A 24,767-nucleotide genomic window follows, 5' to 3' on the forward strand; every position below is an offset into this window, starting at 1 on the left:
TCGGTGGACGCTCGACTGGTTCAACCAATGGTAACCGTGCGGCATTCCCTCGTGCGGGGGCTCAGCGACCGGGGAGGAAACGCCGCAGCAGCGACCCGGCGACCGCCAGCTCCGGCGCTCGGAACAGGGCCAGGATGCCGAGGTAGACGATCAGCACTGCGATGCCGATGATGCCGGTTCCGACCGCACCCTGGAGCTTGTCGGCGGTGGTCCAGCCCTGCGGTCCGCCCAGCAGCAGGAAGACGCCCCAGCCGGCGAGGCCAGCGGGGACGCCGGCGATCGCGAAGCGCCCGATGGCGGTGAGCCACGAGCGAACGCGCAGCCCGCCGATCTTGCGGTGCAGCAGCCAGGTGGCCACGATCGTCTGGATGGCGCTGGCGAGGGACTGCCCGAGGGCGATGGTCGCGGCGACCGCCGTGACCTCGATCACCTCGGCCGCGAGCAGCCACTGTGCGACGAGGGCGCTGAGCACGACGAGCACGCACTGGAAGAGCGTGAACAGGAACGGCGTGCGGGTGTCGCCGTACGCGTAGAACGTGCGCTGCACGATGAACAGCACCGTCAGCGGGATCAGGCACACGAGGAAGCCGAGGAGCACGAGGGCGGCGGCCTCGGCATCCGACGCCGTGTTGGTGAACACGCGGGAGGCCGGAATGGCGGCCGCCGCGACCGCCGCCACGGCCGCGACGATGAAGAACAGGAGGGTGCGGATGCTGCGCGCGATGTCGGCGCGCACCTCGTCGTCCCTGCCCGCGGCCGCGTGCTCGCTGATCTGGGTGAAGTACGGCGTTCCTATCGACAGCACGATGATCGAGTACGGGAGCATGAAGATCAGCCACGCGTACTGGAAAGTCGCGACCGAGGCGCCCTTGCCCGCCGCCTCGATGAGGATCTGGGTCTGCACGAGGCCGGCGAGAAGGCTCGAGACCGCCATGAAGAACGTCCAGCCGGCAAGCTTGCCGACGTTTCCGAGTCCGACACCGCGCCAGCGGAAGTCGGGGCGCAGCGAGAGACCGGTGCGTCGCCAGAAGACCAGCAGGATCGCCGCCTGGATGAGGATGCCGAGCGTCGCCGTGCCGCCGAGCGCGGCGATCATTTCGGGCGTCCAGTCGGAGACGCGGGTGAGCGGCCCGCCGAAGATCGCGCCGATGGCGAGGAAACCGATGATCGAGACGATGTTGTTGACGACGGGCGCCCACGTGAAGGGGCCGAAGATGCGGCGGGCGTTGAGGGCCTCACCGAGCAACGCGTACAGCCCGTAGAAGAGGATCTGCGGCATGCACCAGTAAGCGAACGCCGTGGCCAGGGCGAGGAGCTCCGGCGTGCCCTTGGCTCCCGCGTAGAGCCACACGAGCCAGGGTGCCGCGATCGTCGCGATCCCGGTGATCACGACGAGAGCCACGGTGCCGAGGGTGAACAGCTTCGAGATGAAGGCGTTGCCGCCGTCGGCGTCCGCCGTCGCCTTCACGATCTGCGGGATGATCACGGCGGTCAGCACGCCCACCGAGATCAGCGAGAAGACGTTGTTCGGAAGTTGATTCGCGACGGCGAAGGCGTCGGCGGCTCCGGCGCCGACGGAACCGATGACCGTGACGAGCACGATGGTGCGGAGGAGCCCGGTGACCCGGGAGATCATGGTCCCCGCACCGATGATGGCGCTCGCGCGGCCGAGACTACTCATTCGACTCCTCGGTGGTGACGGCATCCGCCGCCTCTTCTGCACGCTTGTCGCGCCGACGACGCACGATCGTGCGGATGGTTCCGAGACCGAGGAGCAGCACGATCAGGGCGCCGAACAGGACGAGTCCGATCGTCTCCCACTCCGCGCGCACCGAGACGCGCACGCTCTCGGGCTGGCTGATCGGGACCCCGGTCGGGCTGGAGAGCTGGAGTCCCAGCCGGAGCTCGCCGCTGCCGACGCGGGCCGACACCGGGACCTTGATGCGGGTCGTCGCACCGGGCTGCAATGTCGCGTCGGTGACCGACTGCACGTCGAGGCGGGGATCGCTCGGTGAGACCGTCAGGCGGACGTTCACGGGCCAGGGCAGGTCGTTGCGCACCGAGAAGGGCAGGTCGGCGTTGGCCGAGAGCAGCTGGATCGTGCTCGCAGGCGGGATGTCGACGGCCGCGAGCGTATCGCGCGTGGCCTCCTTCACGTCGGCGACGGCGTCATTGAACGCCTTGACGCCGAGTCCGACCGCAGTGGCACGCATGATCTGCATGCGCTTCGGGCTCAGCATGTCCTGCGGGTCGTCGAGGATGGTCGAGAACTCGCCCAGGACCGCCTCGTCGGCGAGCATCCGCTGCAGGTCGGTACCGCGGGCTGAGTCGGGCTCGGTCGCGAGGGTCGTCGTCGCCGCGGGCGCCGCGAGGATGCCGGAGAGGGAGAAGCCCGGAGTGTCGACCGCGCCGATCGACTCCTTCAGCGCGTCGGCTGAGCGGGTGTCGTCGCGGCTGAGACCCACGAGCACCGGCGCCGTGGTGCTCGCGCGGCCGGAGAGGGAGAGGTGCGCGCTCGCCTGCGCGAGGAACTGCTGGCGCACGGCGGAGTCGTTCTGGCTGGCCGCCTTGGACAGGGCGCTGGAAGCCGCGGCATCCGTCACCAGCACGTCGTGTCCGTCGATGAGGGAGTGGCCGCCGACCGTGCCGCTCGTGGCCGATGACGACAGGACCGTGACGACGTCTTCGCCGAGGTAGGTCGAGAAGGCGGCGAGGTCAGCGTCTGTGACGTCGCTGCGCGGCCAGGCGATGCCCTCGACGGCTCCGTCGACGGCGGTCAACGTCGCGTCGTCGGGGAGCACCGGGCCGCCGTCGGCGGGTTGTGGTGTCGGATCCGCGGCTCCGTCGGACGGGGTCGGCGTCGGCGTCGGCGTCGGGGTGTTCGAGAAGCGGCTCGGGTCGAGATACGGCGCGAGGCTCGTCGGCTGCAGGGGTGCCGTGAGACCCGCCTGCGACTGGGTGGTCAGGTCGGCATCGCCGAACTGCAGCGCGAACCGCTCGTTGGGGAGGGCGTCGAGTCGGCGCAGCCATTCGACGGCGGGCGCGGGGGCCGCCGAGCCGAGCACGCGAATGGACGCCGGGATCGCGGGATCGACGGCGAGCACCGCCGAGGTGCCTGACACACCCTCGAGCGCGGCGGTGAGCGCCCCGTCGGCGGCGGTGAGGAGGCTGAGCTCCTCGGAGCTGAGCAGCGCGCCATCGGTCGGCGTGGCCGTTATCGGGACGAGCACGGCGATCGGAGCGGCCGTCGCCTCGGAGACGACGAGCACCGAGGTCGACGTGACGTCCTCGTCGATCTCGGCGGTCGCGGCGCCCGTGAGCGTGGCGCGCAGCGGATAGACGCCGGGGGTGAGGTCGCCGATGGTCTCGGCGGGGATGAGGATGCTCGTCGTCGCGGAGCTGTCGGGGTCGACGGGCGCCGTGGAGTCGGAGCCGATCTCGTCGAAGGAACCAGTGGTCTCGGCGTCGTCGAGCCAGCTCTGCAGCGTGGTCTCGTCGCCGAGCGGCGTGCGGCTCAGTTCGACGGTCACTCGCCCGGCCGGCAGCTCGGTCGTCGACTCGTTCTGCACGGTGAGGGATGCCGTCGTCGCGCTGCCGAGGGCGACGGTGCCGCGCAGGCCGGCTGACACGTGCAGCTCGACGGTCGGCTCATCCGCGGATGAGTCGGCGATCGCCGGGACGACGCCTCCCGTGGCGCAGAGGCCGAGCACGGTCGCGGCGACGACGGAACCGCGCGCCAGGCGGTGCAGGCGCGCGCGCAGGCCGTTCTGTGAGGTGCTCGCGGTCATGGGGTCTTTCCTCGAGCGCCGTGTTCTCAGGCGGCTCGTGAGTCGTGACCTTGCGATTCTAGGCGTCCGCCCGAAAGAGAACCCTGAAGACGCGTAGAGTGACGGCCGTGTCCGACACCGCAGCGCCCGTCCCCGATCACACCCTGAGCACAGCGCTCGCCGCCGATCTCGACGCCGCCGATCTGCGGTCTGAGCCCCTTCGCCGCCTCTGGGGCGAGGAGGCCGACGACGCCCTCGCCCGCGGCATGCGCGAGCCCATCCTCCGTGCGACGGCCGGCGACGACGGCGTGCTCGCGACGCTCGGACGCCTTTTCGTGCTCGGGATGCCGCAGCCGACGGCGTCCGTCTCCGCCGCTCTGCCTCGGCTCGGCGTCGACGGACTCACGGCACTCGGTCTCGCGCGGATCGAGGGCGAGCACGTCGTGCCGACCGCGCTGCTGCGCCCGCAGTCGTTCGTCGACGCCGACGGCATGGGGGAGTGGTGGATCGCGAGCGACCTCGACGAGGTCGCCCGCGACGGCGCCCTCCCGCCCGACCACGTGCTGGGCGTCGGCGGGGCGTCACGGACGCTCGCGGAGATCATCATGCCGATCGAGGTCGACCGAGCGCTCGACCTCGGCACGGGCTGCGGCATCCAGGCACTGCTGGTGGCGCGTCACGCGGGTGCCGTCGTCGCGACCGACATCTCGGCGAGAGCGCTCGCCTACGCCGAACTCAACGCACAGCTGAACGGCGTCTCGAACATCGAGTTCCGCCTGGGCAGCATGTTCGAGCCGGTGGCCGGCGAGGCGTTCGACCTCATCGTCTCGAATCCGCCGTTCGTCATCACGCCGCGCGTCGACGGCGTCCCTGAGTACGAGTACCGCGACGGCGGCCTCGTCGGAGACGCACTCGTCGAGCAGTTCGTGCGGGCTGCGCCGGGATTCCTCACGGTCGGCGGGGCGGCCCAGCTGCTCGGGAACTGGGAGTCGCGCGGCGGTCAGGCCGAGCTCGCGCTCCGCGCCGGACTCGACCGGCTCTCGTCGTGGGTCCCAGACGACCTCGACCTGTGGGTCGTGCAGCGCGAGGAGCTCACGCCGCTCGGCTATGCGGAGCTGTGGATTCGCGACGGCGGCACAACCCCGCGCGACCCCGAGTTCACGCCGCTGCTCACCGCCTGGCTCGACGACTTCGCGGAGCGCGGCGTCACCGGGGTCGGTTTCGGGTACATCCTCATCCGTCGTCCGCCCGGCGCTGCGCCGCTGCGGCGGCTGGAGCGGGTCACGCAGCCGGTGTCGAACGTGGGCGGGGCGCTGCGCGCCGGGCTCGCCGCCCACGACCTGCTCGCCGAGGGGCTGCCCATGACGCTCGTCACGGCATCCGACGTGACCGAGGCCCGCCACCTGCTGCCTGGCAGCGACGACCCGAGTATCATCGAGCTGCGCCAGGGCGGCGGCTTCGCCAGGACCGTGTCGGTCGACCCCGCGCTCGCCGCGTTCGTGGGCGCCTGCGACGGCGAACTCACCGTGATGCAGATCGCCGCTGCGCTCGCCGACCTGTTCGAGGTGCCGTTCACCGCGCTGTGGGCCGACCTCGAGCCGCGGATCCGTGCGCTCGTGATCGACGGGTTCCTGACTCCGGCTGCCCCGTGAACTTCCGCGGCCTCGGTCATGCTCTGCGGCCACGGGAGGCCGGCAAGGCCGCAGAAGGTGACGCTGGCCGCAGAAGCGACGCGGAATAGCTGACGGCATCCATGCGTTCGAATACACCATGAAGGCTTTCGGATTCCTCTCTTTCGGGCACTATGCCGATGTGCCGGGTTCGGCGACCCGCACGGCCGGCGACATGCTCAAGCAGACGATCGAGATCGCGGAGGGCGCCGACGAGCTCGGCGTCAACGGCGCCTCGGTGCGCGTGCACCACTGGGCTCGCCAGGCCGCCTCGCCGATGCCGGTGCTCGCGGCCATGGCCGCTCGGACGAAGCGCATCGAGGTCGGCACCGGCGTGATCGACATGCGGTACGAGAACCCGTTCCAGTTCGCCGAAGAGGCTGCGGCCCTCGACCTCATCGCCGACGGGCGGATCGCCCTCGGTGTGAGCCGCGGGTCACCCGAGACCGCGCTGCGCGGCTACGAGACGTTCGGCTTCCACGACGAGGAGGACCCCGAGCGCGGGTCGGTGCTCGCCCGCGAGAAGTTCGACCTGTTCCTCCGCGCGATCGACGGCGAGGGACTCGCTCCCGGCGACCCGCGGATGGTGGGCGCGGGGCGCTACCTGCAGATCGAGCCGCAGTCGCCGACCCTGCGCGACCACATCTGGTGGGGCTCCGGGTCGCGGGCGACCGCCGAGGAGACCGGTCGCAAGGGTCTCAACATGATGAGCTCGACCCTCGTCACGGAGGCGACGGGTCAGCCGTTCCACGAGCTGCAGCGCGAGCAGATCGACCTCTTCCGCAAGGCGTACAAGGATGCCGGTCACACCGGCGCTCCGCGCGTCTCGGTGAGCCGCAGCGTCTTCCCGCTCGTGTCCGACATGGACCGCGCCTACTTCGGTCTGCGCAGCGAGGAGAATGCCGACCAGGTCGGCATCATCGACGGGTTCCGCTCGACGTTCGGCAAGACGTATGCCGCGGAGCCAGATGTGCTCATCGAGCAGCTGAAGGCGGACGAGGCCGTGATGTCGGCCGACACCCTGCTGCTCACGATCCCGAACCAGCTCGGACCCGCCTACAACCTGCACGTGCTGGAGGCCTTCGCAGAGCACGTCGCTCCGGCGCTCGGCTGGAAGCCGAACACCGAGGGGCCTGTGCAGGGCGACCCGGTCTGAGATCGGCTGACGTGACAAGGGCGGATGCTGCGGCATCCGCCCTTCTTCGTCGTCAGCGCCCTGGCGCGACGGGGAACGGCATGTCGAACACGGCGTCGACGGCGCGCGCGAGCGTGGCGGCCTCGTCTTCGAGGTGCGTGCCACGGCGGGGGAGGACTCTCGCGATCGACAGGCCGTCGACCACCGTGAGCAGGAAGTGGGTGCGGCGCGCGTTGTCGCCGGCCGCGAGCGCGCCCTCGGCCTCGAGGATCGCCAGCCACGCGCCCACGCGCTGATCGGCCTGCGCCGCGAGCACGTCGTATCCGGCGCGCGCCTCGGGAGTCGCCTCGGGGCCGGCGAAGGCCTCGAAGATGCTCAGCCAGACGTCGCGCGCGGCATCCGGCCCGGTGAACGGCTCGAGGAGCCGCAGCAGGCACTCGCGGAGACGTTCGCGCGGCGGCACGGACGTGTCGCGGATGCGCTCGTCGGGCATCGCCGCCTCGTACGTCGCGGTGAGCGCCGCGTTGAGGAGGTCGCGCTGCGTGGGGAAGTAGTGGCGCAGCGTGCTCGCGCCGCACCCGGCTCGCTTCGCGACCGCCCGCACGCTCAGCCGTTCGCTGCCCTCGCGGATCATCTCCGTGGTCGCTTCGAGGATTCGCTCCCTGGTTCCCATCACTGCCTCCGCAGAAGAGTCTAGACCGTTGGCACAGCGTTCCAGCACACCGTGCTAGTACAGTGTGCTAATGTGTTCTGCATGACCGACGACAGCCTTCACACGCAGCGCACCGGCACCCTTCTCGCGGAAGACGTGCTGCTGGCGCTCTTCGACCCTTCCTCCGGCACTATCGCCGGAGAGAACACTCTCTTCTACGTGCTCGGCGGCGCCGTGCTCGCCGATCTCGCGAGCACGGGACGCGCTTCGAGCGAGGACGCCGGCATCCGCGGCGTGCGCATCCGGGCGGAGGGGGACGCACCCGACGACGCGCTGCTGCGTCCGGCCTGGGACTACATCTCCGAGAAGCCGCGCGAAGTGCAGGGCGTGCTCGCCGCCATCGGACCGAACCTGCGCGCGCCGCTGCTCGACCGCCTCGTCGAGCGCGGGCACCTCCATCGCTCCGAGCATCGGGCGCTCGGGGTCTTTCCGACCACGAAGCTCTCCGAGGGCGATACGGGCCGTCGCTCCGAGATCGTCGACGCCATGCGCCGGGCGCTCGTGGACGGCGAGCAGCCCGACCCGTGCATCGCCGCCGTGATCGCGCTCGTCTCGGCGAGCGGCGGACTGCCGACCCTGCATCGGGAGATCCCGTGGTCGGGCGTCACCGCCACCCGTGCCAAGGAGATCGAACGCAGCGACTGGGCAGCCGGTGCCGCGGCCGCCGCTGTCACCCGCACCATGATCGCGATCATCACGAACACCCTCGTCGCCACCGCCGTCATCACGAACCGCTGACCCCGGGGCATCCCGCCCGCTGCGCTCTCGGGTGCAGCGGTGTTCGGGGTGCCCGCCGACAACCACGCACCCACTCCGAGGAGAGAACATGAACGTCTTCGAATTCCTGCAGAACCTCGCGTCCGAGGTTCCGCTGCTCATCCAACCGCTGATCGTCGCGCTCGCCGCCGCCATCCCCTTCATCGAGGGCGAGCTCGCCTCCGTGCTCGGCGTCTGGGCCGGACTCCACCCGGTCGTGGCCGCGCTCGCCGCGGTGACCGGCAACTTCCTGTCGGTGCTGCTCGTCGTCTTCTTCGGCGCACGGATCCGTGCGGCGATCCTCGCGCGGCGTGCTCGCCGGGCGTCGGCGGTGCCCGTGCCCGCCGGATCGGCGGTCGCCGGCGCCGAGGCGAACGACCCCGAGACCACGACCGAGTCGAAGGGAGTCAAGCGGCTCAAGCGCTTCCTCGTGCGCTTCGGCGTGCCGGGAGCCAGCATCCTCGGTCCGCTCGCTCTTCCCACGCAGTTCACGGCCGCAGTGCTCGTCTCGACGGGTGTGTCGAAGCAGTGGGTGCTGCTGTGGCAGGCCGTGGCCATCGTGCTGTGGACGAGCCTCACTACACTCATCGCGACCGGTGTGCTGAGCCTGGTCACGGCCGCCTGAGATCGCCCCTCCCTTCTTTACCGGTATCCCGATACTCTGGCCGCATGCGTGCGCCGAAGAGCGGGGTCCTGGCGGGCGCGGTCGCGCTCGCCGTCGTGCTGGTCGGGGCAATCCCGGCTGCGGCAGCCACCACGACCAGGTGGGCGACGTGGCAGCCACTCACGGGCGCGGGCGGCGCGTACTCGACGTCGGTCGAGATCGCCGCGAGCCCGGCCATCACCGCGACGATGACCAGCGACTCGCGCGCAGGTCAGGTGGGCGTCATCTCAGGGGCGTCGGTCTGGCTGTCGGCGGAGACGCCGGTGGGAGCGAAGTACGGCTCGAGCATCAACCTGCAGTACCTGAACCTCCGACCCCGGGTGGACAACGCGACCAGCCCTTCCACGACGACCTACTCGTTCGCGAACCCGACCCCGACGTCGGGGTGGACGTTCGTACTCGGCGACATCGATGCCGATTCCGTGCGCATCCAGGCGACCGGACCGGACGGGCAGGCGCTCACCGCCGCGCAGCTCGGATTCCAGGGCGGATTCAACTACTGCGCCCCCGGGCTGGCGGGCAAGCCGTCCTGCACGGGGAATGCCGCGGATGTCCCCTCGTGGGACCCGGCAACTCTGACGCTCACCGGCAACACCGCGGCCGCTGACACGGGCGGAGCGTCGGCATGGTTCGAACCCTCCGCTCCCATCAGCTCGCTGAGCTTCGTCTTCACCCGCCGCGCCGGATTCCCGGTCTATCAGACCTGGTTCGCGTCGATCGCGCGCGACATCACGGGCGTCGTGACCGACATCGTCGACGGACCGCTCGACGGGGTGCCGGTCAATCTCACCGACGCGAACGGAGTGATCGTCGCCTCGACCACCACCAGCCCCGACGGCTCGTACTCGTTCCCCGGGGTCGTGGCGTCCGACGGGTACACCGCACGGATCACGGCCCCGCCGGGGAAGGTCGCGGTGAGCGCGAACGCGCAGCAGGTGGATCTCACGGACGCCGATGCCGTCGCCGACTTCACGGTGCGCGACATCGTGCCGGTGGCCGTGTCGGGGCGCGTGACCGATGACGACGGCAACGCGCTCGCCGGCGTGACGGTCTCGATCGACGGCGGACAGTCCACGACGACGGATGCCGACGGCTTCTACCTGTTCGACTCTGTGCCGGTAGGCGGTCACACGGTGCTCGTGTCGGCACTGTCGGGGTACTCGATCACCGACCCGACGCGGGTCATCAACGTCCCGATCGGAAGCGAGGTGCCCATCGAGAACGTCGACTTCGCGTTCGTCGAGAACCCGACGCTCAGCGGCAGCGTGCTGGCGAACGGCGCGGGCGTGCCGGGCGTCGCCGTGACCGCGACGGCCCCGGGTGGGCCGACCCTCACCGCTGTCACCGACGGGAACGGCGACTACTCGTTCCCGCGTCTGCCGTCGGGCGCGTACGACGTGACGGTCACGACTCCAGCGGGCTACACCGCCACCGGGGCGACGACGCGGACGGAGACCGTCGCAGCCGACGACGTCGTCGACGTTGACTTCGCGTTGGCACGGCTGGGCGCCATCGACGGCGTCGTGCGAGGCGACGGTGGAGTGCCGATCGCGGGCGCGGTCGTCACGGTCGCGGGTGGCGGCGCATCGCAGCAGCTGACGACGGATGCCGCGGGCAACTACGATCTCGGAAACCTGCCGCCCGGCACCTACACGATCACGATCACGCCGCCCTCGGGGACGACGGTCGTCGGCTCGGCGACGCGGACGGTCACTGTCACCGCGGCGGGCGAGGCCTTCGTCGATCAGGACTTCACCCTCGCCGCCGTTGCGGTACCGCCGGTCGACCCGGCCGACCCGGTCGACCCGGGAACCGGCGGCGCGGTGACGCCGGGCGCAGGGAGCGGTGGAGTCACGCGGCTCCCCGGCACGGGCCTGGGCCCGGAGACATTCGCGTGGGCGGGAGCGGGAGCGGCGGTGCTGGCCCTCGGCGTGGTGCTGGTCGTGGTCTCGCGGCGGCGCTCCCGCCGGGACAGCAGCGACATCGACGCCTGACGTATACCCACCACGACGAAGGTGCGTCGGTATACTCAAAGTATGACCACGACCATCAAGGTGAGTGACGACCTGCGCGATCGCCTGAAGACGCAGGCCGCCCGCGACGGTCTCACCCTCGGCGCCCATCTCGAGCGCCTCGCCGATGCGGAGGACCGCCGACGTCGGCTCGCCGCGGTCAAGGATGCCGTCGCGCAGACGTCCCCGGCGGACGCGAGGAGCTACGCCGAGGAGACCGCCGAGTGGGAGCGGCTCGACCACCCCGCCGCGTCGTGACGGAGGTCGACCTCCTACCCGGCGCGGTCGCCTGGGCAAGTCTCGCCCCCGTCCGCGGGCGCGAGCAGGGTGGGCACCGCCCGGTTCTCCTCGTCGCATCGGCGGGATACCTCGACGCCGTGACGACCCTCGCGATCGCGCTGCCCATCACCACCGTCGATCGGGGTTGGCCGAACCACGTGCTCGTCGAAGGGCCGAGCGGGCTCGACCGTCCCTCCTGGATCATGACCGAGCAGCCGCGGACGGTTTCGCGCGAACGACTCACCGGCATCGCGGGTTCGGTCAGCCCGGGATGTCTCGCCGAGGTGCGCGCCTGGCTCGGAGACTTCCTCGACCTCTGACCCGGATCAGGCGCTCTGGGGCGGACCGAACAGCTCCTCGCCGTGCTCGTGCAGGAGGCGGTAGGCGTCGGCGAAGGTCTTCGGCTCCGGCTCGTCGGGCTTGCCGTACTTCGCGATGAGCAGGCCCAGCAGTCCGCGGGCGGGGGGAGTGAGCGGCTTCATCTGCGCCTCCACACCGTCCTGCGGCTTCCGCTCCTCGGGGTTCGGCGGCGTGTAGGCGGGCGTCGTGATGGGCCAGTCGGCCGGATGCCGGGGCTTGTCGAGATTCACGACGGTGAAGAGCGTGTTCGCCGACTGATCGCGGTCGTTCAGGGGCTCCAGACCGTGCAGGCGCGAGAGCGTGGCGGTGACGGATCCGTGGTGCATCTCGTCGTGGATGATCGTGTTTCGCTTCGTGTAGGCCGACACGGCGATGGCCGGCACGCGGCATCCGAGGCGGTCGAAGGTGAAGCCCATCTCGCCGGCGCCGGTGTCCTTCGTAGGCTTCGTGGCCGCGGGCGGCGGCACGTGGTCGTAGGTGCCGCCGTGTTCGTCGAACGTGATGAGCAGCAGCGTGTTCACCGCGTTCGATCCCTTCGGTGAGGCGCTGGTGCGGATCGCCTCGTAGATGTCGTGGATCAGTCGATCGCCCGCGCGGACGTCGGAGATCGCGCTGTCGAACACCTCTCGCCCGTCGACCTCGCCCTCGCGCGGGGAGCCGAACGGCGGGTGGAAGTCGTTGTGGTCGTAGACCATGCGCGGCTCGATGAACGCGTACGCCGGGAGGGTGCCGTTCTTCGCGTCGGCGTAGAAGTCCTCCATGGTGCCGAAGTGCTCGGTGCGCCAGTACTTCTCCAGTACGGCGACGTGCAGCATCCCCGTGTAGGAGACGAGCTGCAGCTTGTCGATGTAGATCTTCCAGCTGACCTTCTTGTCCTCCAGTCGGTTGAAGACCGTCGGCGCCGCCGGAGCGGAGAGCCACTTGCCGAAACCGGCGCCGCCCTCGTTGGTGACGAAACCGTGCGAGGTCGACGCGTGGAAGAAGGAGCGGTTGCAGAACGTCTGCGACGGCACGCCGGCGAACCAGTGGTCGAACACCGCGAACTCGGTGGCGAGGGTCGACAGCACGGGCAGCATCTCGGGAGAGAACGACCCCATGATGTGCGCGGCTTCCGCAGGCTTCGGCGGCTCGCCCTTGCGCAGGCGGCGGAAGTTGATGATGTAGTCCTCGAGGAACCCCGACATCGTCGCCTTCTCACCGTGCGTCGGCGCATTGAAGGGAGCCGTCATCTGCTCGGCGAACAGATCGGCGTTGCCCTTCGGATCGACCGTACCGAAGATCTGCGTGTTGACGTGCGGATACTCCTCGCCCGGGTCGGGGTCGGGGTAGCTCATGATGCGGTCGGTGTCGCCGGTGTAGATGTGGGCGTCGACGACGGTGCCGTCGGATGCCGTGTTGCTGTGCTTCCCGAAGGCGAGGCCTTCGAACGTCTCGCCCTTCGGGAGGTTCTCGGCCGTATAGAGGTAGCCGAGCAGGTTGTCGAAGGAGCGGTTCTCGCCCATCACGACCACGAGGTGGTCGAAACCAGGCTCGCTGCGCGGAGTGAGGGCGGAGAACGGATCGGGGTCGGCGGCGAATCCGTCACGCGCGTTCCCGGCGACGCTGGCTCCGATCGCCGCGCCGCCGGCGCCGCCGACGACGGCACCCGCGAGCGCAGCCCCGCCCATCTTGAGGAATCCCCGTCGGGAGGTGTCGTTCGGTCTGCGCTCGTCGTCTGCCGCCACGAGGCCGATCCTAGGCTCCTCTTTCCTCGAGCGCACCCGTTGACGCCGAGGCGACGGGCAGGTGAACGACGGCACCCACCCGCTCTCGGTACGGTGGGGGCATGAGCTACGCGGGGGATTCGTCGATCGGTGCACGGGTGCGAGCGGTCGAGAAGGAGTACGCGGCGAAGCAGACGCGTCTGTTCGTGACGTTCGCCCTCGTCGAGGGGCCCATCCTGCTGCTGGGCGTCGTGCTGATCTACGGGCTGGAGATCATCGATCCCGAGATCGGTGTCTGGCTCCTCATGGGTGTCGCGCTGGTCGGCGGCTTCGTGCTGAGCGCCCTGCTGCTGCGCCTCATCCGGACGAGGGCCGCGGCGGTGGCGCAGGCGAAGGGCGAGAACCCCCTGTTCTGAGCCCGCAGAGCGGGAGCCGACCGGAAAACGGAGAGCACACGGCATCCACCCGGCGTGTCTCGGTCCGCCACGCCGCCCGCCACGACGGGCGTCTGGGTTTTCCAGCCCCCGAAGACGCCCGAGTACGCTGGAACCCATGCTCAACATGGCCGACGGCCTCGCCCGCCTCGGCGCGCTCGCCGAGAATCCGGTGGTCCGCACCCTCGCTGACGCATTCGCCGCAGCGGGGTTCGACCTGGCCGTCGTGGGCGGCCCGGTGCGCGACGCGATCCTCGGGCGGGAGACCCACGACCTCGACTTCACGACGAACGCGCAGCCCGACGACATCCTGCGCATCGTCACACCCGTGTCGACCGCTCAGTGGGACATCGGCCGGGCCTTCGGCACGATCGGCGCCCGCGTGCAGGGCGAGCAGGTCGAGATCACGACCTACCGCGCCGACAGCTACGACGGCGTGACCCGCAAGCCGACCGTCGAGTTCGGCGACACGATCGACGGCGACCTGATCCGTCGCGACTTCACCGTGAACGCGATGGCCCTGCAGGTGCCGGCGGTGAAGCTGATCGACCCCACGGGCGGCGTCGAGGATCTCGTCGCGGGAGTGCTGCGCACCCCGGCCGATCCGCAGGTGTCATTCGGCGACGACCCGCTGCGGATGCTGCGCGGAGCCCGGTTCAGCGCCCAGCTCGGGTTCGCGATCGACGACGCGACGACCGCGGCGATCGAGCAGCTGCGCGGCACCCTCTCGATCGTGAGCCCCGAACGCATCCAGTCCGAGCTCGTGCGCCTCATGCAGACCGACGACCCCGTGCGCGGCATCCGCGTACTCGTCGACACCGGACTCGTCGACGAGTTCCTGCCCGAGATCAGCGCGCTGCGCCTCGAGGTCGACGAGCACCACCACCACAAGGACGTCTACGAGCACTCGCTCACCGTGCTGCGGCAGGCGATCGCGCTCGAGCACTCGCGGCATCCCGACGCGGCTCCCGACGTGCCGCTGCGCATCGCGGCACTGCTGCACGACATCGGCAAGCCCCGCACGCGCAAGCTCGAGGACGGGGGAGCGGTCACGTTCCATCACCACGACGTCGTCGGATCCCGGATGGCGCGCAAGCGCCTGCAGGCCCTGCGCTTCGACACGGCGACCACCGAGACCGTCGCGACGCTCATCGAGCTGCACCTGCGGTTCTTCGGCTACGCGGAGGGCGCGTGGACGGATGCCGCGGTGCGGCGCTACGTGCGCGACGCCGGCGACGAGCTGGAGCGCCTGCACATCCTCACCCGCGCCGACGTCACCACGCGCAACAAGCGCAAGGCGTCGCGGCTCGCGTCGGCCTACGACGACATCGAGGCGCGCATCGCGGCACTCCGCGAGCAGGAAGAGCTCGACTCGATCCGTCCTGAGCTCGACGGCAACCGCATCCAGGAGGTGCTCGGCATCCGTCCGGGCCGCGAGGTCGGCGAGGCCTACCGCTTCCTGCTCGATCTGCGCCTCGACGAGGGCGTCATCGGGACGGATGCCGCGGAGCAGCGCCTCCGCGAGTGGTGGGCCGCTCGGGGCTAGCCCGCCGCTCGCTTGCAGGACCGGGAGCTGCATGCGCGTTCGCGAACACTCCTGACACACCACCCGCACAACCCGTATCGTCCGCGACACCCGGCTCGTACACTGAGACCACCCGCGATGACGATCGGAGACGATGTGGTTGCGCCGTGGCAGGTGTCGCGTGACGGCCCTGAGGCCTCCCGACTCCTCATCGAGCGCGCACACGAGGAACTGATCGCCGGCAACCTCGACGACGTGCGGCTGCAGCAGGTCCGTCCGCTCGTGCGCGAGTCGTGGGTGCGATCGTGGCGCGGACGCGTCGGCCCCGAAGGCATCCCCCCGATCGACCTCATGAGCGAGGAGCTCGACGAGTACCGCCGTGCGCACCCGCTCGCCTCGGCGATGGACATGATCCGCGCCCTCCTGCTGCCCGGCTCGGTCGAGGATTCGGGTGTCGTCGTCGCCGTCGGCGACCAGGCGGGCCGTCTGCTGTGGATCGAGGGTGACCGCCAGCTGCAGTCGCTGACCGACGGCATGGGATTCGTCGCCGGTGCGAACTGGGCGGAGGATGCGGTGGGCACCAGCGCGCCGGGCACCGCACTCACGCTCGGTCAGTCCGTGCAGATCCGCGGAGCCGAGCACTACAACCGGCTCGTGCATCCCTGGTCGTGCTCGGCCGCCCCGGTGCGGGACCCCGAGACGCAGCGCGTGCTCGGCGTCATCGACGTCACCGGCGGGGAGGAGGTCGTGTCGACGCAGGCCAGACTGCTCGTCGATGCGACCGCGCGCGCCGTGGAGTCGGAGCTGCTCGTCGCCCGGCTCCGGCAACGGGCCGAGACGCAGCGCCCGGCATCCGTCTCCACGAGGGCCAGACCGACGACCCGTGCCACCCTGCACGTGCTCGGACGCGATCGGGCGCGGCTGGAGACCGAGACCGAGCACGAGGAGTCCGTCATCGAGCTGAGCGCCCGGCACGCCGCGATCCTGCTCATGCTCGCCACGCACCGCCAGGGCCTGTCGGCCGAGCGCCTCAGCGAGCTCGTCTACGGCGCAGACGCCTCCCCCGACACGTTGCGGCCCGAGATGGTGCGACTGAGGAAGGTGCTCGAGAAGCACGCTCCGAGCCTCGTGCCCGAGTCGCGTCCGTACCGTCTGCCCGTGCCGCTGGAGACGGACGCCCACGACGTGCTGTCGCTGCTCGACCGAGGAGCGCACCGCGTCGCGCTGACCGCCTACCGCGGCCCGGTACTGCCCGAGTCGACGTCGCCGGGCGTCGAGGACTTCCGCGACTCGGTGCGTGCTGCGCTGCGCGAGGCGATGCTGTCGGAGGCGAGCCTCGACGTGCTGCTCGCCTACGCCGAGATCCCCGAAGGACAGGCGGATGCCGAGGCGCTGCGCCTCGCACTCGAGATGCTGCCGGCGCGCTCGCCGAAACGCGCCGGCCTCGTCACCCGGATCGAGCGGCTCGAAGCGCGCTGACGGTTCGCCGGGCACGCAACCTCCTGCAACGTTGCGCACCGGGGTGCAACGTCACGCGACCTACCTTCGGAGGATCAGCCGCCGCACCGAAGCGCGGCCCGTCGAAGGAGTCACCGATGACCATCGTCGAAGAGGACGTGTCCACTGCATCCGCCGCCTACGCCGCACCGGGGCAGGCGGGATCGATCGGCGACTACCGCCCCCGCTACGGGCACTACATCGGCGGCGAGTGGGTCGACCCCGTGAAGGGGCAGTACTTCGAGAACATCAGCCCCGTGAACGGCAAGCCTTTCACCGAGGTCGCCCGCGGTACCGTCGAGGACATCGACAGGGCGGTGGACGTCGCCTGGAAGGCCTTCGCCACCTGGGGCAAGACGAGCCCGGCCGAGCGCTCGGTCATCCTGAACCGCATCGCCGACCGCATCGAGCAGCACCTCGAGAGCATCGCCGTCGCCGAGACGTGGGAGAACGGCAAGCCGGTGCGCGAGACGCTCGCCGCCGACATCCCGCTCGCGATCGATCACTTCCGGTACTTCGCCGGGGTCCTGCGCGCCCAGGAGGGCGGCATCAGCCAGCTCGACGAGAACACCGTCGCGTACCACTTCCACGAGCCGCTCGGGGTCGTCGGCCAGATCATCCCGTGGAACTTCCCGATCCTCATGGCGGTGTGGAAGCTCGCTCCCGCGCTCGCCGCAGGCAACTGCATCGTCATCAAGCCCGCCGAGCAGACGCCGGCATCCATCCTGTTCCTGTTCGACATCATCGGCGACCTGCTGCCGGCCGGCGTCGTGAACATCGTGAACGGGTTCGGCATCGAGGCGGGCGCGCCGCTCGCCCAGCACAAGCGCATCCGCAAGGTCGCGTTCACCGGCGAGACGACGACGGGGCGCCTCATCATGCAGTACGCCTCGCAGAACCTCATCCCCGTCACGCTGGAGCTCGGAGGCAAGAGCCCGAACGTGTTCTTCGAGGACGTCGCACGCGACACCGGCGACCCGTTCTACGACAAGGCGCTCGAGGGCTTCACGATGTTCGCGCTCAACCAGGGTGAGGTGTGCACGTGCCCGTCGCGTGCACTCATCCAGCGGTCGATCTACGACGGCTTCCTCGCCGACGGACTCGACCGGGTCGGCAAGGTCGTGCAGGGCAACCCGCTCGACCCCGCGACGATGATCGGCGCTCAGGCGTCGAACGATCAGCTGGAGAAGATCCTCAGCTACATCGACATCGGAAAGCAGGGCGGCGCACGGCTCCTCACGGGTGGTGAGCGGGTCGACCTCGGCGGCGATCTCAGCGAGGGGTTCTATGTCGCTCCGACCGTGTTCGAGGGCACGAACGACATGCGCATCTTCCAGGAGGAGATCTTCGGTCCGGTGCTCTCGGTCACCTCGTTCGACGACTACGACGACGCGATCTCGATCGCGAACGACACGCTCTACGGTCTGGGCGCCGGAGTGTGGAGCCGCAGCGGCGACACGGCCTACCGCGCGGGGCGCGCCATCGAGGCCGGCCGCGTGTGGACGAACACGTACCACCAGTACCCCGCGCACGCGGCGTTCGGCGGATACAAGCAGTCGGGCGTGGGTCGCGAGAACCACAAGATGATGCTCGACCACTACCAGCAGACGAAGAACCTCCTCGTGTCGTACGCGGAGGGCCCGATGGGCTTCTTCTGATGGTGAGCATCGGTAGCTACCCGCGGGTCGCGGTGACGGATGCTGCGGCATCCCTCATCCGCGACCTCGCGGCGCAGCACGGTCCGCTGATGTTCCACCAGTCGGGCGGATGCTGCGACGGGTCGTCGCCCATGTGCTACCCCGTCGGGATGCTCCTCACCGGGCCGAGCGACGTGCTGCTGGGGGCGCTCGACGTGGGTCTCGACGCCCCGGTCGAGGTCTTCATGTCGGAGTCGCAGTTCGAGTACTGGAAGTACACGCACCTCACCATCGACGTCGTGCCGGGCCGGGGTGCCGGGTTCAGCGTGGAGGGACCGACGGGGATGCGGTTCCTCATCCGCTCGCGGATGCTGGACGACGCGGAACTCGTGTACTTCGGCCTCGCGAACGAGACTCGTAAACGTGCGGAAACCGCAGGAAATAATCCGGTTTGACCAGGAGATCGAACCGGTTCGACTCGACGGCGGTGCAGATCGAGCGTCGCAATATGATGCAACGTGCTGCGGGATACCATTTCCGTATACGCGTTGATACGTCAGTCCCCAGCTGACCACGCGTCCGGACGGTTCGACCGTCCTGCGGAGGGAGAGTCAGATCTTCTTCTGATCCCGAGGGGGGATGGGGTGGGCCGCTGATCCCCAACAGCACCCACCCCCACACACTCCGCCGCGTCACCGCAGGTAGGCGTCGACCAGGAGGTCGCCGCGGATGCCGCGGAACGCGTCGAGCAGGCGGGTGATGCCGCGCACGCCGACCGAGGTCATCTGCAGGTCGAACGGGCCGATCGGCGCGAGCGGCCCCGTGCGGATGCGCACGACCTCCCAGCCGACTCCACGCAGCGCGCGGTCCTTGCGCTGATCGGCATCCTGTCGCTTGCCGACGTGCTCGAGACCGTGGCGTCCGACCGTGTCGTACTCGACGGCGATGCGCAGTTCGGGGATCACGATGTCCGGCCACACCTCGGTGTGCCGGAAGAAGGGCCTCGACACCTTGACCGCGTTGACCCCGCCGTCGAAGAGCAGGCGCTCGGTGAGCCCCGCCCGCAGCGCAGCCTCGGCCGCGGATGCCGGCTGAGGCGCGCATGTGCTGAGGAACGCCGTGCCGGAGGGGAGGTCGGGCGTCTTCGTGCACAGCGCGGGCGAGGGCCGGCGGGGTGCCCGGGGGATCGCGCGGGCCTCGCCCAGGACGACGGGTTGCGGTCGTGCGAGGGTCGAGCACTCCGGACACCAGGCCGAACGGCGGCGGACGCGCCCTGGTCGCTCGCGCTGCTCGGTCGGGGTCGCGGCGAAGCGGTGCCCGACGGCGCACTCCCAGCACAGCAGCACATCGGCGGCGAGGGGAATCTGCGACAGGGTCACACCGTGATTCAGCTCCGGGTGGTACTGGCGGATCAGCTCCGGATAGGCGGCCCAGGCTGTGCGGAAGGTGCCGACCTCGTAGGGCACGGCGCTGCCGCGCGAGAACTGCCTCCTCGCCCACCACTGCTGCACCGGCTCCGCCACACCGCGACAGTAACCGGACGCACCGACACCGGCCGTGGTCCGGTGCGAGACGGGGGAGTCAGAATGCGTTCCGCAGGTACCAGAACGCGATGAAGCCGAGGATGACCACCACCGGCAGCCAGCGGAAGCCGCGCTTGAGGCGCCGTCCTTCGGCGGCCACCCCGGGCGGCGGCGCGAGCAGACCGGCAGGCGGCGCGAACGGTAGCTGGGCGCTGGCCGTCTGCGGGTCCACAGCGGGAACCACGGATGCCGGAGCGCTCGCCGCTTCCTCGCGCAACCGGTCGTCGCGCCACCGCGCCCACTGGTCGAACTTGGTGATGAGCGCGCCCACCGCGCCGAACAGCCACGACCAGGTCGCGGGGTCGAGCGTCGATGCACGTCGCTGCGTGTAGAGGAACAGCCAGTCGTCGACGATCTCCACGTCGAGTTCGGCGGCGTTGTCGATGAAGCGCGCCATGATGTCGGGCGTGAAGAGGTACAGCGCGTCGCGCTCGTAGCCGGCAGGGCAGTAGAGCGTGAAGTACTTGTCGAAGTCCCCTTCGAGCGACAGCCGCTGCTCGCGCTGGAACGAGGCGGGCAGATTGGAGCCGAACGCGTTGTTGCCCTTCGCGTCGAGCACGATGTTCGGCAGCGGCACGTCGAGCTTCACCGCGACGTACCCCCAGCGGTAGGTGGTCGAGTTCTTCCCTGACTGCACCGTGTACTGGTAATTGCCGAATTCGACGAACCGCGGTTCGTGCCCCGCACGAGGTCTGTCGAGACACGTGAGCGGCCGAGGCTGAAGATCATGCCGGGCAGCGGAGGCTCGGCGATCCGCGCCTCGTAGGTCATGCCGTTGGCCCGGGCGAACCTGTCGAGCCGGTACCGCGTGACCCGTGCTCGCCGCCAGCCGACGAGCGCACTGATGCCGATCGCGACGCCCACGCCGCCGAAGAGCAGCAGTCCGATCCCGGCGAACCCGAAGTCGCGCGGGCTGGTGGCGAGGCCGATGAGCACGGAGGCCGCGATCGGGACGGAGACGAGCACCACGATCACGACGACCACGAGCCCGATCACGGTCGAGACCGACATGCCCAGCGAACCGCGGGCGCGGAGCTCCGCCGCGAAGGAGCTGACGGCTCGGGGGTCGACGGGATCGGTCAGAGGTCGGCTGTCGAAGCTCGTGGCGGGCTGCGGGTGGCTCATCGGTTCACCTCGTCGCTGTCCCCGTGCAGCTCGGCGCCCTCGCTGATCGCGAAGGCCTCCAGCGCGGTATCGGCGCATAGTGCGGCGACGAGTTCGGCCGACCCGGCGACGACCGTGGAGTCGTAGTCGATCTCGCTGACCAGCACCCACGCCCGATCCTCGGGCCAGAGGATGCTGGGACTCTGTGCGCTCGGCGGGAACCCGTGCTGCTCGCCGGGGAGGTCGCGCCACGGCGCGCGCAGCACCCAGTCGGCATCGGCGAACTCGGAGGCGCCGGCCGAGAACAGCACGTAGGCGCGGTCTCGCGTGCGGAAGCGCGGTCCCTCGGAGATCTCCCTCGACAGGATGCCCTCCTGCCAGGTCTTCCTGCGGAAGACGTTGTTGAAAGGGTCGTGCACGCTGCGGTCGAGCATCGCCCGGTGGTTCGGATCGTCGACGGGCGTCAGGAACGCGCGCGACGGGGTGTGCCCGAGGTGGCCGAGCAGACCGCCGAAACCCTCCCACAGTGCGGCCACTCCGTCGTCGGGCGTGGCCGTGGTCGCACGCAGGTGAGTCGCGATCGCCGCGACGGTCTCCGGCGCGAGGGCACCATCGGCCGGGGCGCTGAACTCCCGACCGTCCGGGGCGATGCGGGTCTGCCAGTCCTCGTCCATCGGCGTGCGCACCACGCGCTGCCACTGGGCGAGCGGATGCAGCACGGTGCCGAACGCCCGGGCGGTCTCGGCCCAGGTCGTTGGCTCGTCGACGAAGAGCTCCATGAGTCGCTGCTGCTCAGGCCCCGGCATCCGGTCCCAGTCGTCGAAAGTCGGAACGGGTCGATCGGGGAGCGAGCGCACGATCGCCGGGTGCAGGATGCGCGCGTAGGCCGGGTATCCGTGAGGGACGACCGAGTGCATCGACGAGTTCCACGGGTCGTCGAGCCTGTCGCGCAGCCATGATCCGGCCGAGGGGTCGGGCATCCAGTGCATGCGACCCACGCTACCCGGGGGAGTGCGCGGCAAGACGGTTCGCCGCTACTGTGCGAGAGGAAGTCCAGAGCGGGGAGGGCCGGGGATGGTCGACGGGGTCGCTGTGGTGCCGGGCGAACGGGTGTTCCGTCGTCATCCGGCACGGGCCGTGATGAGCGCGGTCGTGACGACGGCGGTGCTGTCGACGTTGACCCTCTTCGTGCTGCCGCAGTTCCTGCCGCGCCGCATGGACATACCGACGCGCGGGATCATCGTGCTCGTCGTGGCGCTCGCCCTGACCGCGGCGGTGTGGCTCGGCATCTTCTGGTTTCGCAACGTCCGCGTCGTCGTGCGCCCCACGACGGTCGAGGTCGGACGCGGCGGCAACCGCGAGGTCTTCGACCGCGCCACGACCGTGTTCCGCTCGAAGATCACGGAGCACCGCACGAACGGCATCCGCAGCGGGGTCACGCGCGCTCTCATCGTCTACAGCAACGGGCGCGAGATCATCGTGGAGCTGCCGGGCTTCACACGCACGACCTTCAACGAGCTCATGGCCGTGCTCACCCCGATCGACGAGCCGCCGGCGGTCGATCCCGTCGCGGCCGCACGCGCGAGGGCGCACCTGCCGACGTCGTTCCAGGTGGACGCGTCGAAGGAGCGCGGGTTCGCGAACGCGCTCCTCGTCGGAGGAGTCGCAGCCCTGCTCGTGACGCTCGCCACGGTCGCCGTCGCCTTCACTCCGGGATTCCTCGACGGGGAGCTGTCGGCGCTCGTCCTCATCGCGCCGTTCGCGGGCGTCGCCGGCGTCGGACTGCTGATCGGCGCAGTGCGGCGGCGGAGGGTGCTCCGCGGCATCCCTTCGCGGATCGGGGTCAGTCAGCAGGGTCTGCGCCTCGACGACCTCGACGTCCCGTACGCGCAGCTGAGCCGCGTCTGGCTCACCCCGACGGGTTACCCGGTGCGTCGCCTCCGCCTCGAGCGTCGGGCCGGCCGATCCTCCACCCTTGTGCTCGGATCATCGCGCGTGCAGATGGTCCCGGAGTACGAGACGTTCCTCGTCACGGTGCGCGCGCAGACCTCGCATCTGCCCGGTCTGTTGCGCCTCGACCTGGAGTGACGGGGTCAGACGAAACGGATGCGGGCCGTCGAGCGCCGCGCGTTTCGTCTCGCTCGATCGGCGCGATCCGAGCGGGCGGGAGACGCCTGGATGCCGCGGCGCGGCCGCCCGGTGATCCACCCCATAATCGGAGGGTGAACTCGCCTGTGACGACCATCCCCTCCCTCGACGGCCGCCGTTTCCGCATGGTGTCGTCGACCACCTCCGCCGTCGATCCCGAGTCGCCGAGCGAGTTCGTGTACTGGGAGAAGGACGGCGCGATCTGGGGCGACTACTCGGGCGACACCGTGACCTTCGGGCGCTTCGTTGGCACCCGCACCGGCGACACCATCTGGGTGTCGTTCGTGCACGTGCTCGTCGCCGACGGCACGGTGGTCACCGGCAGCGGCGAGAGCGACCTCGAGCTGACGGATGCCGGGCTCATCCGGCTCGTCGAGCACTACGAGATGCACGGCCTGCCGCAGCTGAGCGTGTGCGAAGAGGTCGCCTCCGACGCTCGCTGAGCGAGCGCAACCCTCGGGTCGTCGAGCGAGCGCAGCCCTCGGGTCGGCGTGCGAGCGCAGCCCGCGGGGGAGGCGTCGGGCGCTACCCGCCCCGCAGCTCTGCGGGGATGTCGCGGCTGTGATGGAGGAAACGGTGGATGCGCACCGCGTCGGAGTCCTCGCTGTAGAAGACGACATACGGGAAGCGGCGCAGCGCGACGTCCCGCAGGTCGGCGATGCCGGTCTCGACCGCGAAGCGGGATGATCCGATGGAGGGGAACTGCGCGATGCGCCGTGACAGCTCCTGCAGCTCATCGATGAGGTCGTAGGCGGCGGCGTCGGCCCCCGCATCCCGGAGATGGTCGAGGGCCTCGACGATGTCCTGATCTGCGCGTCTGCTCGTGACGACTCGGCGAGCGGTCACGACGCTTTCGCGCCCGGGTCGCCAACGCGATCGCGAAGGCCGTCGAAGTAGTCGTCGTCCGCGACGGAGCCCGGTCCGGACGCGAGCCCTTCCACGATCAGCGAACGGAGCTGGGTGCGGGCCTGCTCGTGGCGGATGAGGTCGCGCACGAACTCGCTGCTCGTGCTGAACCCCCGCTCCGCGGCCTGATCCTCGACGAAGCGCTTCATCGGGTCGGGAAGGGAGACGTTCATGGTCGCCATCGCGTCAGTCTACGACGGGTTGGCAATTCTTGCCATACGGATCGAGGCGTTATGTGACGGGTCCCCGTTTGTCTCGCTTCGCTCGCTCGACGACCTGGCGAGGGGGAGGGACGCTCGATCGACGACCTGCGGGTTCAGCGGGGCGGGAGGGCGTCGCGACCGGGGGATGCCGGCGTCCAGCGCGTCATGCCGAGCGGGGCCGTCAGGTCGCGTTCCGGAAGGTCTGTGGGCAGCAGGTACGAGCGGCGCACGACCTCGTCGAGCACGACCACGCTCACGACCGTGCGCACCTCGGGAAGCTGCGCGATGACCCCGGTCGAGAACTCGTGGACTCCACTGACATCGACCGCGCGGATGAGCAGCATCGCGTCGTGCTCTCCCGTCGTGATCGCACACCATTCGACGTCGGGCATCTCCATGACGCGGTCGCGGAACGATGCCCATGCCTGCGGGTGCACCGTGACGAACACGAGGGCTCCGATCGAGAGCCCCGCCTTGGCCTGATTCACGGTCGCGCTGAACCCCGTGATCACGCCGTCCTGCATCAGCGACTCGACCCGCGTGTAGGCGTTGGCGCGCGAGATGCCGACCTCCTCGGCCAGCGCGGCGATCGAGATGCGACCGTTATCGCGCAGCGTGCCGAGGATTCTGTATGCGGTGTCGTCCAAAGGGGTGGCACTTCGTCCAGAATGC

General features: G+C 70.0%; 25 protein-coding genes. 14 read left to right on the forward strand and 11 right to left on the reverse strand.

The window, feature by feature from the left end; all coding sequences use genetic code 11:
* Positions 1-61: 61 nt before the first annotated feature.
* Both murJ and RAC81_RS08595 read right to left on the reverse strand, forming a co-directional pair.
* The gene (murJ, locus tag RAC81_RS08590) at positions 62-1,681 is read right to left on the reverse strand and encodes a murein biosynthesis integral membrane protein MurJ (RefSeq protein ID WP_375081972.1); all 1,620 of its coding nucleotides are present in this window, start codon (positions 1,679-1,681) and stop codon (positions 62-64) included.
* Positions 1,674-3,788, reverse strand: a complete 2,115-nt coding sequence (locus RAC81_RS08595) for a DUF6049 family protein (RefSeq protein ID WP_375081973.1) — start codon at positions 3,786-3,788, stop codon at positions 1,674-1,676. Before RAC81_RS08595 ends, murJ begins: the two co-directional genes overlap by 8 nt.
* Positions 3,789-3,886: 98 nt before the next feature.
* On the opposite strand from RAC81_RS08595, the gene RAC81_RS08600 reads away from it, so the two are divergent.
* Both RAC81_RS08600 and RAC81_RS08605 read left to right on the forward strand, forming a co-directional pair.
* Positions 3,887-5,419 carry a methyltransferase gene (locus RAC81_RS08600; RefSeq protein ID WP_375081974.1) on the forward strand — a complete coding sequence of 511 codons (1,533 nt, stop codon included), beginning with the start codon at positions 3,887-3,889 and terminating at the stop codon, positions 5,417-5,419.
* 118 nt (positions 5,420-5,537) lie between these two features.
* The gene (locus RAC81_RS08605) at positions 5,538-6,593 is read left to right on the forward strand and encodes an LLM class flavin-dependent oxidoreductase (RefSeq protein WP_096713586.1); all 1,056 of its coding nucleotides are present in this window, start codon (positions 5,538-5,540) and stop codon (positions 6,591-6,593) included.
* A 52-nt stretch (positions 6,594-6,645) separates the two neighbouring features.
* Here RAC81_RS08605 and RAC81_RS08610 read toward each other — a convergent pair whose 3' ends face one another.
* Positions 6,646-7,245, reverse strand: a complete 600-nt coding sequence (locus RAC81_RS08610; RefSeq protein WP_375081975.1) for a TetR/AcrR family transcriptional regulator — start codon at positions 7,243-7,245, stop codon at positions 6,646-6,648.
* Between the two features lie 81 nt (positions 7,246-7,326).
* Between RAC81_RS08610 and RAC81_RS08615 the strand changes: the two genes are divergently transcribed.
* From RAC81_RS08615 to RAC81_RS08635, 5 genes are all read left to right on the forward strand, one after another.
* Complete coding sequence (locus RAC81_RS08615; RefSeq protein WP_375081976.1) at positions 7,327-8,022, forward strand: GPP34 family phosphoprotein; 696 nt, start codon at positions 7,327-7,329, stop codon at positions 8,020-8,022.
* A gap of 88 nt (positions 8,023-8,110) precedes the next feature.
* On the forward strand, positions 8,111-8,665 hold the full coding sequence (locus RAC81_RS08620; RefSeq protein ID WP_375081977.1) for a small multidrug efflux protein: 555 nt from the start codon (positions 8,111-8,113) through the stop codon (positions 8,663-8,665).
* A 44-nt stretch (positions 8,666-8,709) separates the two neighbouring features.
* The gene (locus RAC81_RS08625) at positions 8,710-10,698 is read left to right on the forward strand and encodes a collagen binding domain-containing protein (RefSeq protein ID WP_375081978.1); all 1,989 of its coding nucleotides are present in this window, start codon (positions 8,710-8,712) and stop codon (positions 10,696-10,698) included.
* Between the two features lie 42 nt (positions 10,699-10,740).
* A complete protein-coding gene (locus RAC81_RS08630; protein ID WP_375081979.1) occupies positions 10,741-10,974 on the forward strand; it encodes a hypothetical protein in 234 nt (77 codons plus the stop codon).
* Positions 10,971-11,315: a type II toxin-antitoxin system PemK/MazF family toxin gene (locus tag RAC81_RS08635; RefSeq protein ID WP_375081980.1), complete on the forward strand. Its 345-nt coding sequence runs from the start codon at positions 10,971-10,973 to the stop codon at positions 11,313-11,315. Before RAC81_RS08630 ends, RAC81_RS08635 begins: the two co-directional genes overlap by 4 nt.
* Positions 11,316-11,321: 6 nt before the next feature.
* Here the strand turns inward: RAC81_RS08635 and RAC81_RS08640 are convergent, their stop codons facing one another.
* Entirely contained in the window at positions 11,322-13,079 is a 1,758-nt protein-coding gene (locus RAC81_RS08640) for an alkaline phosphatase family protein (protein ID WP_375081981.1), read from the reverse strand.
* Between the two features lie 101 nt (positions 13,080-13,180).
* On the opposite strand from RAC81_RS08640, the gene RAC81_RS08645 reads away from it, so the two are divergent.
* The 5 genes from RAC81_RS08645 to RAC81_RS08665 all read left to right on the forward strand — a co-directional run bounded on the left by RAC81_RS08645 (position 13,181) and on the right by RAC81_RS08665 (position 18,606).
* Positions 13,181-13,474 carry a hypothetical protein gene (locus tag RAC81_RS08645; RefSeq protein ID WP_375081982.1) on the forward strand — a complete coding sequence of 98 codons (294 nt, stop codon included), beginning with the start codon at positions 13,181-13,183 and terminating at the stop codon, positions 13,472-13,474.
* Positions 13,475-13,610: 136 nt separating this feature from the next.
* Positions 13,611-15,038: a CCA tRNA nucleotidyltransferase gene (locus RAC81_RS08650; RefSeq protein ID WP_375081983.1), complete on the forward strand. Its 1,428-nt coding sequence runs from the start codon at positions 13,611-13,613 to the stop codon at positions 15,036-15,038.
* A gap of 135 nt (positions 15,039-15,173) precedes the next feature.
* Complete coding sequence (locus RAC81_RS08655) at positions 15,174-16,496, forward strand: GAF domain-containing protein (RefSeq protein WP_375082055.1); 1,323 nt, start codon at positions 15,174-15,176, stop codon at positions 16,494-16,496.
* A 116-nt stretch (positions 16,497-16,612) separates the two neighbouring features.
* Positions 16,613-18,172: an aldehyde dehydrogenase family protein gene (locus tag RAC81_RS08660; protein ID WP_375081984.1), complete on the forward strand. Its 1,560-nt coding sequence runs from the start codon at positions 16,613-16,615 to the stop codon at positions 18,170-18,172.
* Positions 18,172-18,606 carry a DUF779 domain-containing protein gene (locus RAC81_RS08665; RefSeq protein WP_375081985.1) on the forward strand — a complete coding sequence of 145 codons (435 nt, stop codon included), beginning with the start codon at positions 18,172-18,174 and terminating at the stop codon, positions 18,604-18,606. Before RAC81_RS08660 ends, RAC81_RS08665 begins: the two co-directional genes overlap by 1 nt.
* Positions 18,607-18,843: 237 nt before the next feature.
* On the opposite strand, the gene RAC81_RS08670 is transcribed toward RAC81_RS08665, so the two are convergent.
* From RAC81_RS08670 to RAC81_RS08685, 4 genes are read right to left on the reverse strand one after another with little or no spacing between them, the layout of a single operon-like run.
* A complete protein-coding gene (locus RAC81_RS08670) occupies positions 18,844-19,674 on the reverse strand; it encodes a zinc-ribbon domain-containing protein (RefSeq protein ID WP_375081986.1) in 831 nt (276 codons plus the stop codon).
* Between the two features lie 58 nt (positions 19,675-19,732).
* Positions 19,733-20,371 (reverse strand): hypothetical protein, encoded by a 639-nt coding sequence (locus RAC81_RS08675; protein WP_375081987.1) that lies wholly within the window; start codon positions 20,369-20,371, stop codon positions 19,733-19,735.
* Positions 20,320-20,859: a hypothetical protein gene (locus tag RAC81_RS08680; protein WP_375081988.1), complete on the reverse strand. Its 540-nt coding sequence runs from the start codon at positions 20,857-20,859 to the stop codon at positions 20,320-20,322. Before RAC81_RS08680 ends, RAC81_RS08675 begins: the two co-directional genes overlap by 52 nt.
* Positions 20,856-21,827 carry a hypothetical protein gene (locus RAC81_RS08685; protein ID WP_375081989.1) on the reverse strand — a complete coding sequence of 324 codons (972 nt, stop codon included), beginning with the start codon at positions 21,825-21,827 and terminating at the stop codon, positions 20,856-20,858. The genes RAC81_RS08680 and RAC81_RS08685 overlap by 4 nt, the downstream gene beginning before the upstream one ends.
* A gap of 85 nt (positions 21,828-21,912) precedes the next feature.
* Between RAC81_RS08685 and RAC81_RS08690 the strand changes: the two genes are divergently transcribed.
* Positions 21,913-22,926, forward strand: coding sequence for a hypothetical protein (locus RAC81_RS08690; RefSeq protein ID WP_375081990.1), 1,014 nt, complete (start codon positions 21,913-21,915; stop codon positions 22,924-22,926).
* A gap of 134 nt (positions 22,927-23,060) precedes the next feature.
* On the forward strand, positions 23,061-23,429 hold the full coding sequence (locus RAC81_RS08695) for a hypothetical protein (RefSeq protein WP_256999405.1): 369 nt from the start codon (positions 23,061-23,063) through the stop codon (positions 23,427-23,429).
* Positions 23,430-23,511: 82 nt separating this feature from the next.
* Here the strand turns inward: RAC81_RS08695 and RAC81_RS08700 are convergent, their stop codons facing one another.
* The 3 genes from RAC81_RS08700 to RAC81_RS08710 all read right to left on the reverse strand — a co-directional run bounded on the left by RAC81_RS08700 (position 23,512) and on the right by RAC81_RS08710 (position 24,742).
* On the reverse strand, positions 23,512-23,832 hold the full coding sequence (locus RAC81_RS08700; protein ID WP_375081991.1) for a type II toxin-antitoxin system RelE/ParE family toxin: 321 nt from the start codon (positions 23,830-23,832) through the stop codon (positions 23,512-23,514).
* The gene (locus RAC81_RS08705) at positions 23,829-24,074 is read right to left on the reverse strand and encodes a type II toxin-antitoxin system ParD family antitoxin (protein WP_375081992.1); all 246 of its coding nucleotides are present in this window, start codon (positions 24,072-24,074) and stop codon (positions 23,829-23,831) included. The genes RAC81_RS08700 and RAC81_RS08705 overlap by 4 nt, the downstream gene beginning before the upstream one ends.
* Positions 24,075-24,208: 134 nt before the next feature.
* Entirely contained in the window at positions 24,209-24,742 is a 534-nt protein-coding gene (locus RAC81_RS08710; RefSeq protein WP_375081993.1) for an Lrp/AsnC family transcriptional regulator, read from the reverse strand.
* Positions 24,743-24,767 lie beyond the last annotated feature (25 nt).

Source organism: Microbacterium sp. CR_7 (assembly GCF_041954755.1).
Taxonomy (GTDB): Bacteria; Actinomycetota; Actinomycetes; order Actinomycetales; family Microbacteriaceae; genus Microbacterium.

Coding starts and splice junctions, on each gene's coding strand:
- RAC81_RS08705 (WP_375081992.1), bottom strand. CDS start 24,074: ATGGCGACCATGAACGTCTCCCTTCCCGACCCGATGAAGCGCTTCGTC.
- RAC81_RS08625 (WP_375081978.1), top strand. CDS start 8,710: ATGCGTGCGCCGAAGAGCGGGGTCCTGGCGGGCGCGGTCGCGCTCGCC.
- RAC81_RS08595 (WP_375081973.1), bottom strand. CDS start 3,788: ATGACCGCGAGCACCTCACAGAACGGCCTGCGCGCGCGCCTGCACCGC.
- RAC81_RS08605 (WP_096713586.1), top strand. CDS start 5,538: ATGAAGGCTTTCGGATTCCTCTCTTTCGGGCACTATGCCGATGTGCCG.
- RAC81_RS08645 (WP_375081982.1), top strand. CDS start 13,181: ATGAGCTACGCGGGGGATTCGTCGATCGGTGCACGGGTGCGAGCGGTC.
- RAC81_RS08615 (WP_375081976.1), top strand. CDS start 7,327: ATGACCGACGACAGCCTTCACACGCAGCGCACCGGCACCCTTCTCGCG.
- RAC81_RS08630 (WP_375081979.1), top strand. CDS start 10,741: ATGACCACGACCATCAAGGTGAGTGACGACCTGCGCGATCGCCTGAAG.
- RAC81_RS08685 (WP_375081989.1), bottom strand. CDS start 21,827: ATGCACTGGATGCCCGACCCCTCGGCCGGATCATGGCTGCGCGACAGG.
- RAC81_RS08610 (WP_375081975.1), bottom strand. CDS start 7,245: ATGGGAACCAGGGAGCGAATCCTCGAAGCGACCACGGAGATGATCCGC.
- RAC81_RS08665 (WP_375081985.1), top strand. CDS start 18,172: ATGGTGAGCATCGGTAGCTACCCGCGGGTCGCGGTGACGGATGCTGCG.
- RAC81_RS08620 (WP_375081977.1), top strand. CDS start 8,111: ATGAACGTCTTCGAATTCCTGCAGAACCTCGCGTCCGAGGTTCCGCTG.
- murJ (WP_375081972.1), bottom strand. CDS start 1,681: ATGAGTAGTCTCGGCCGCGCGAGCGCCATCATCGGTGCGGGGACCATG.
- RAC81_RS08680 (WP_375081988.1), bottom strand. CDS start 20,859: ATGAGCCACCCGCAGCCCGCCACGAGCTTCGACAGCCGACCTCTGACC.
- RAC81_RS08690 (WP_375081990.1), top strand. CDS start 21,913: ATGGTCGACGGGGTCGCTGTGGTGCCGGGCGAACGGGTGTTCCGTCGT.
- RAC81_RS08650 (WP_375081983.1), top strand. CDS start 13,611: ATGCTCAACATGGCCGACGGCCTCGCCCGCCTCGGCGCGCTCGCCGAG.
- RAC81_RS08660 (WP_375081984.1), top strand. CDS start 16,613: ATGACCATCGTCGAAGAGGACGTGTCCACTGCATCCGCCGCCTACGCC.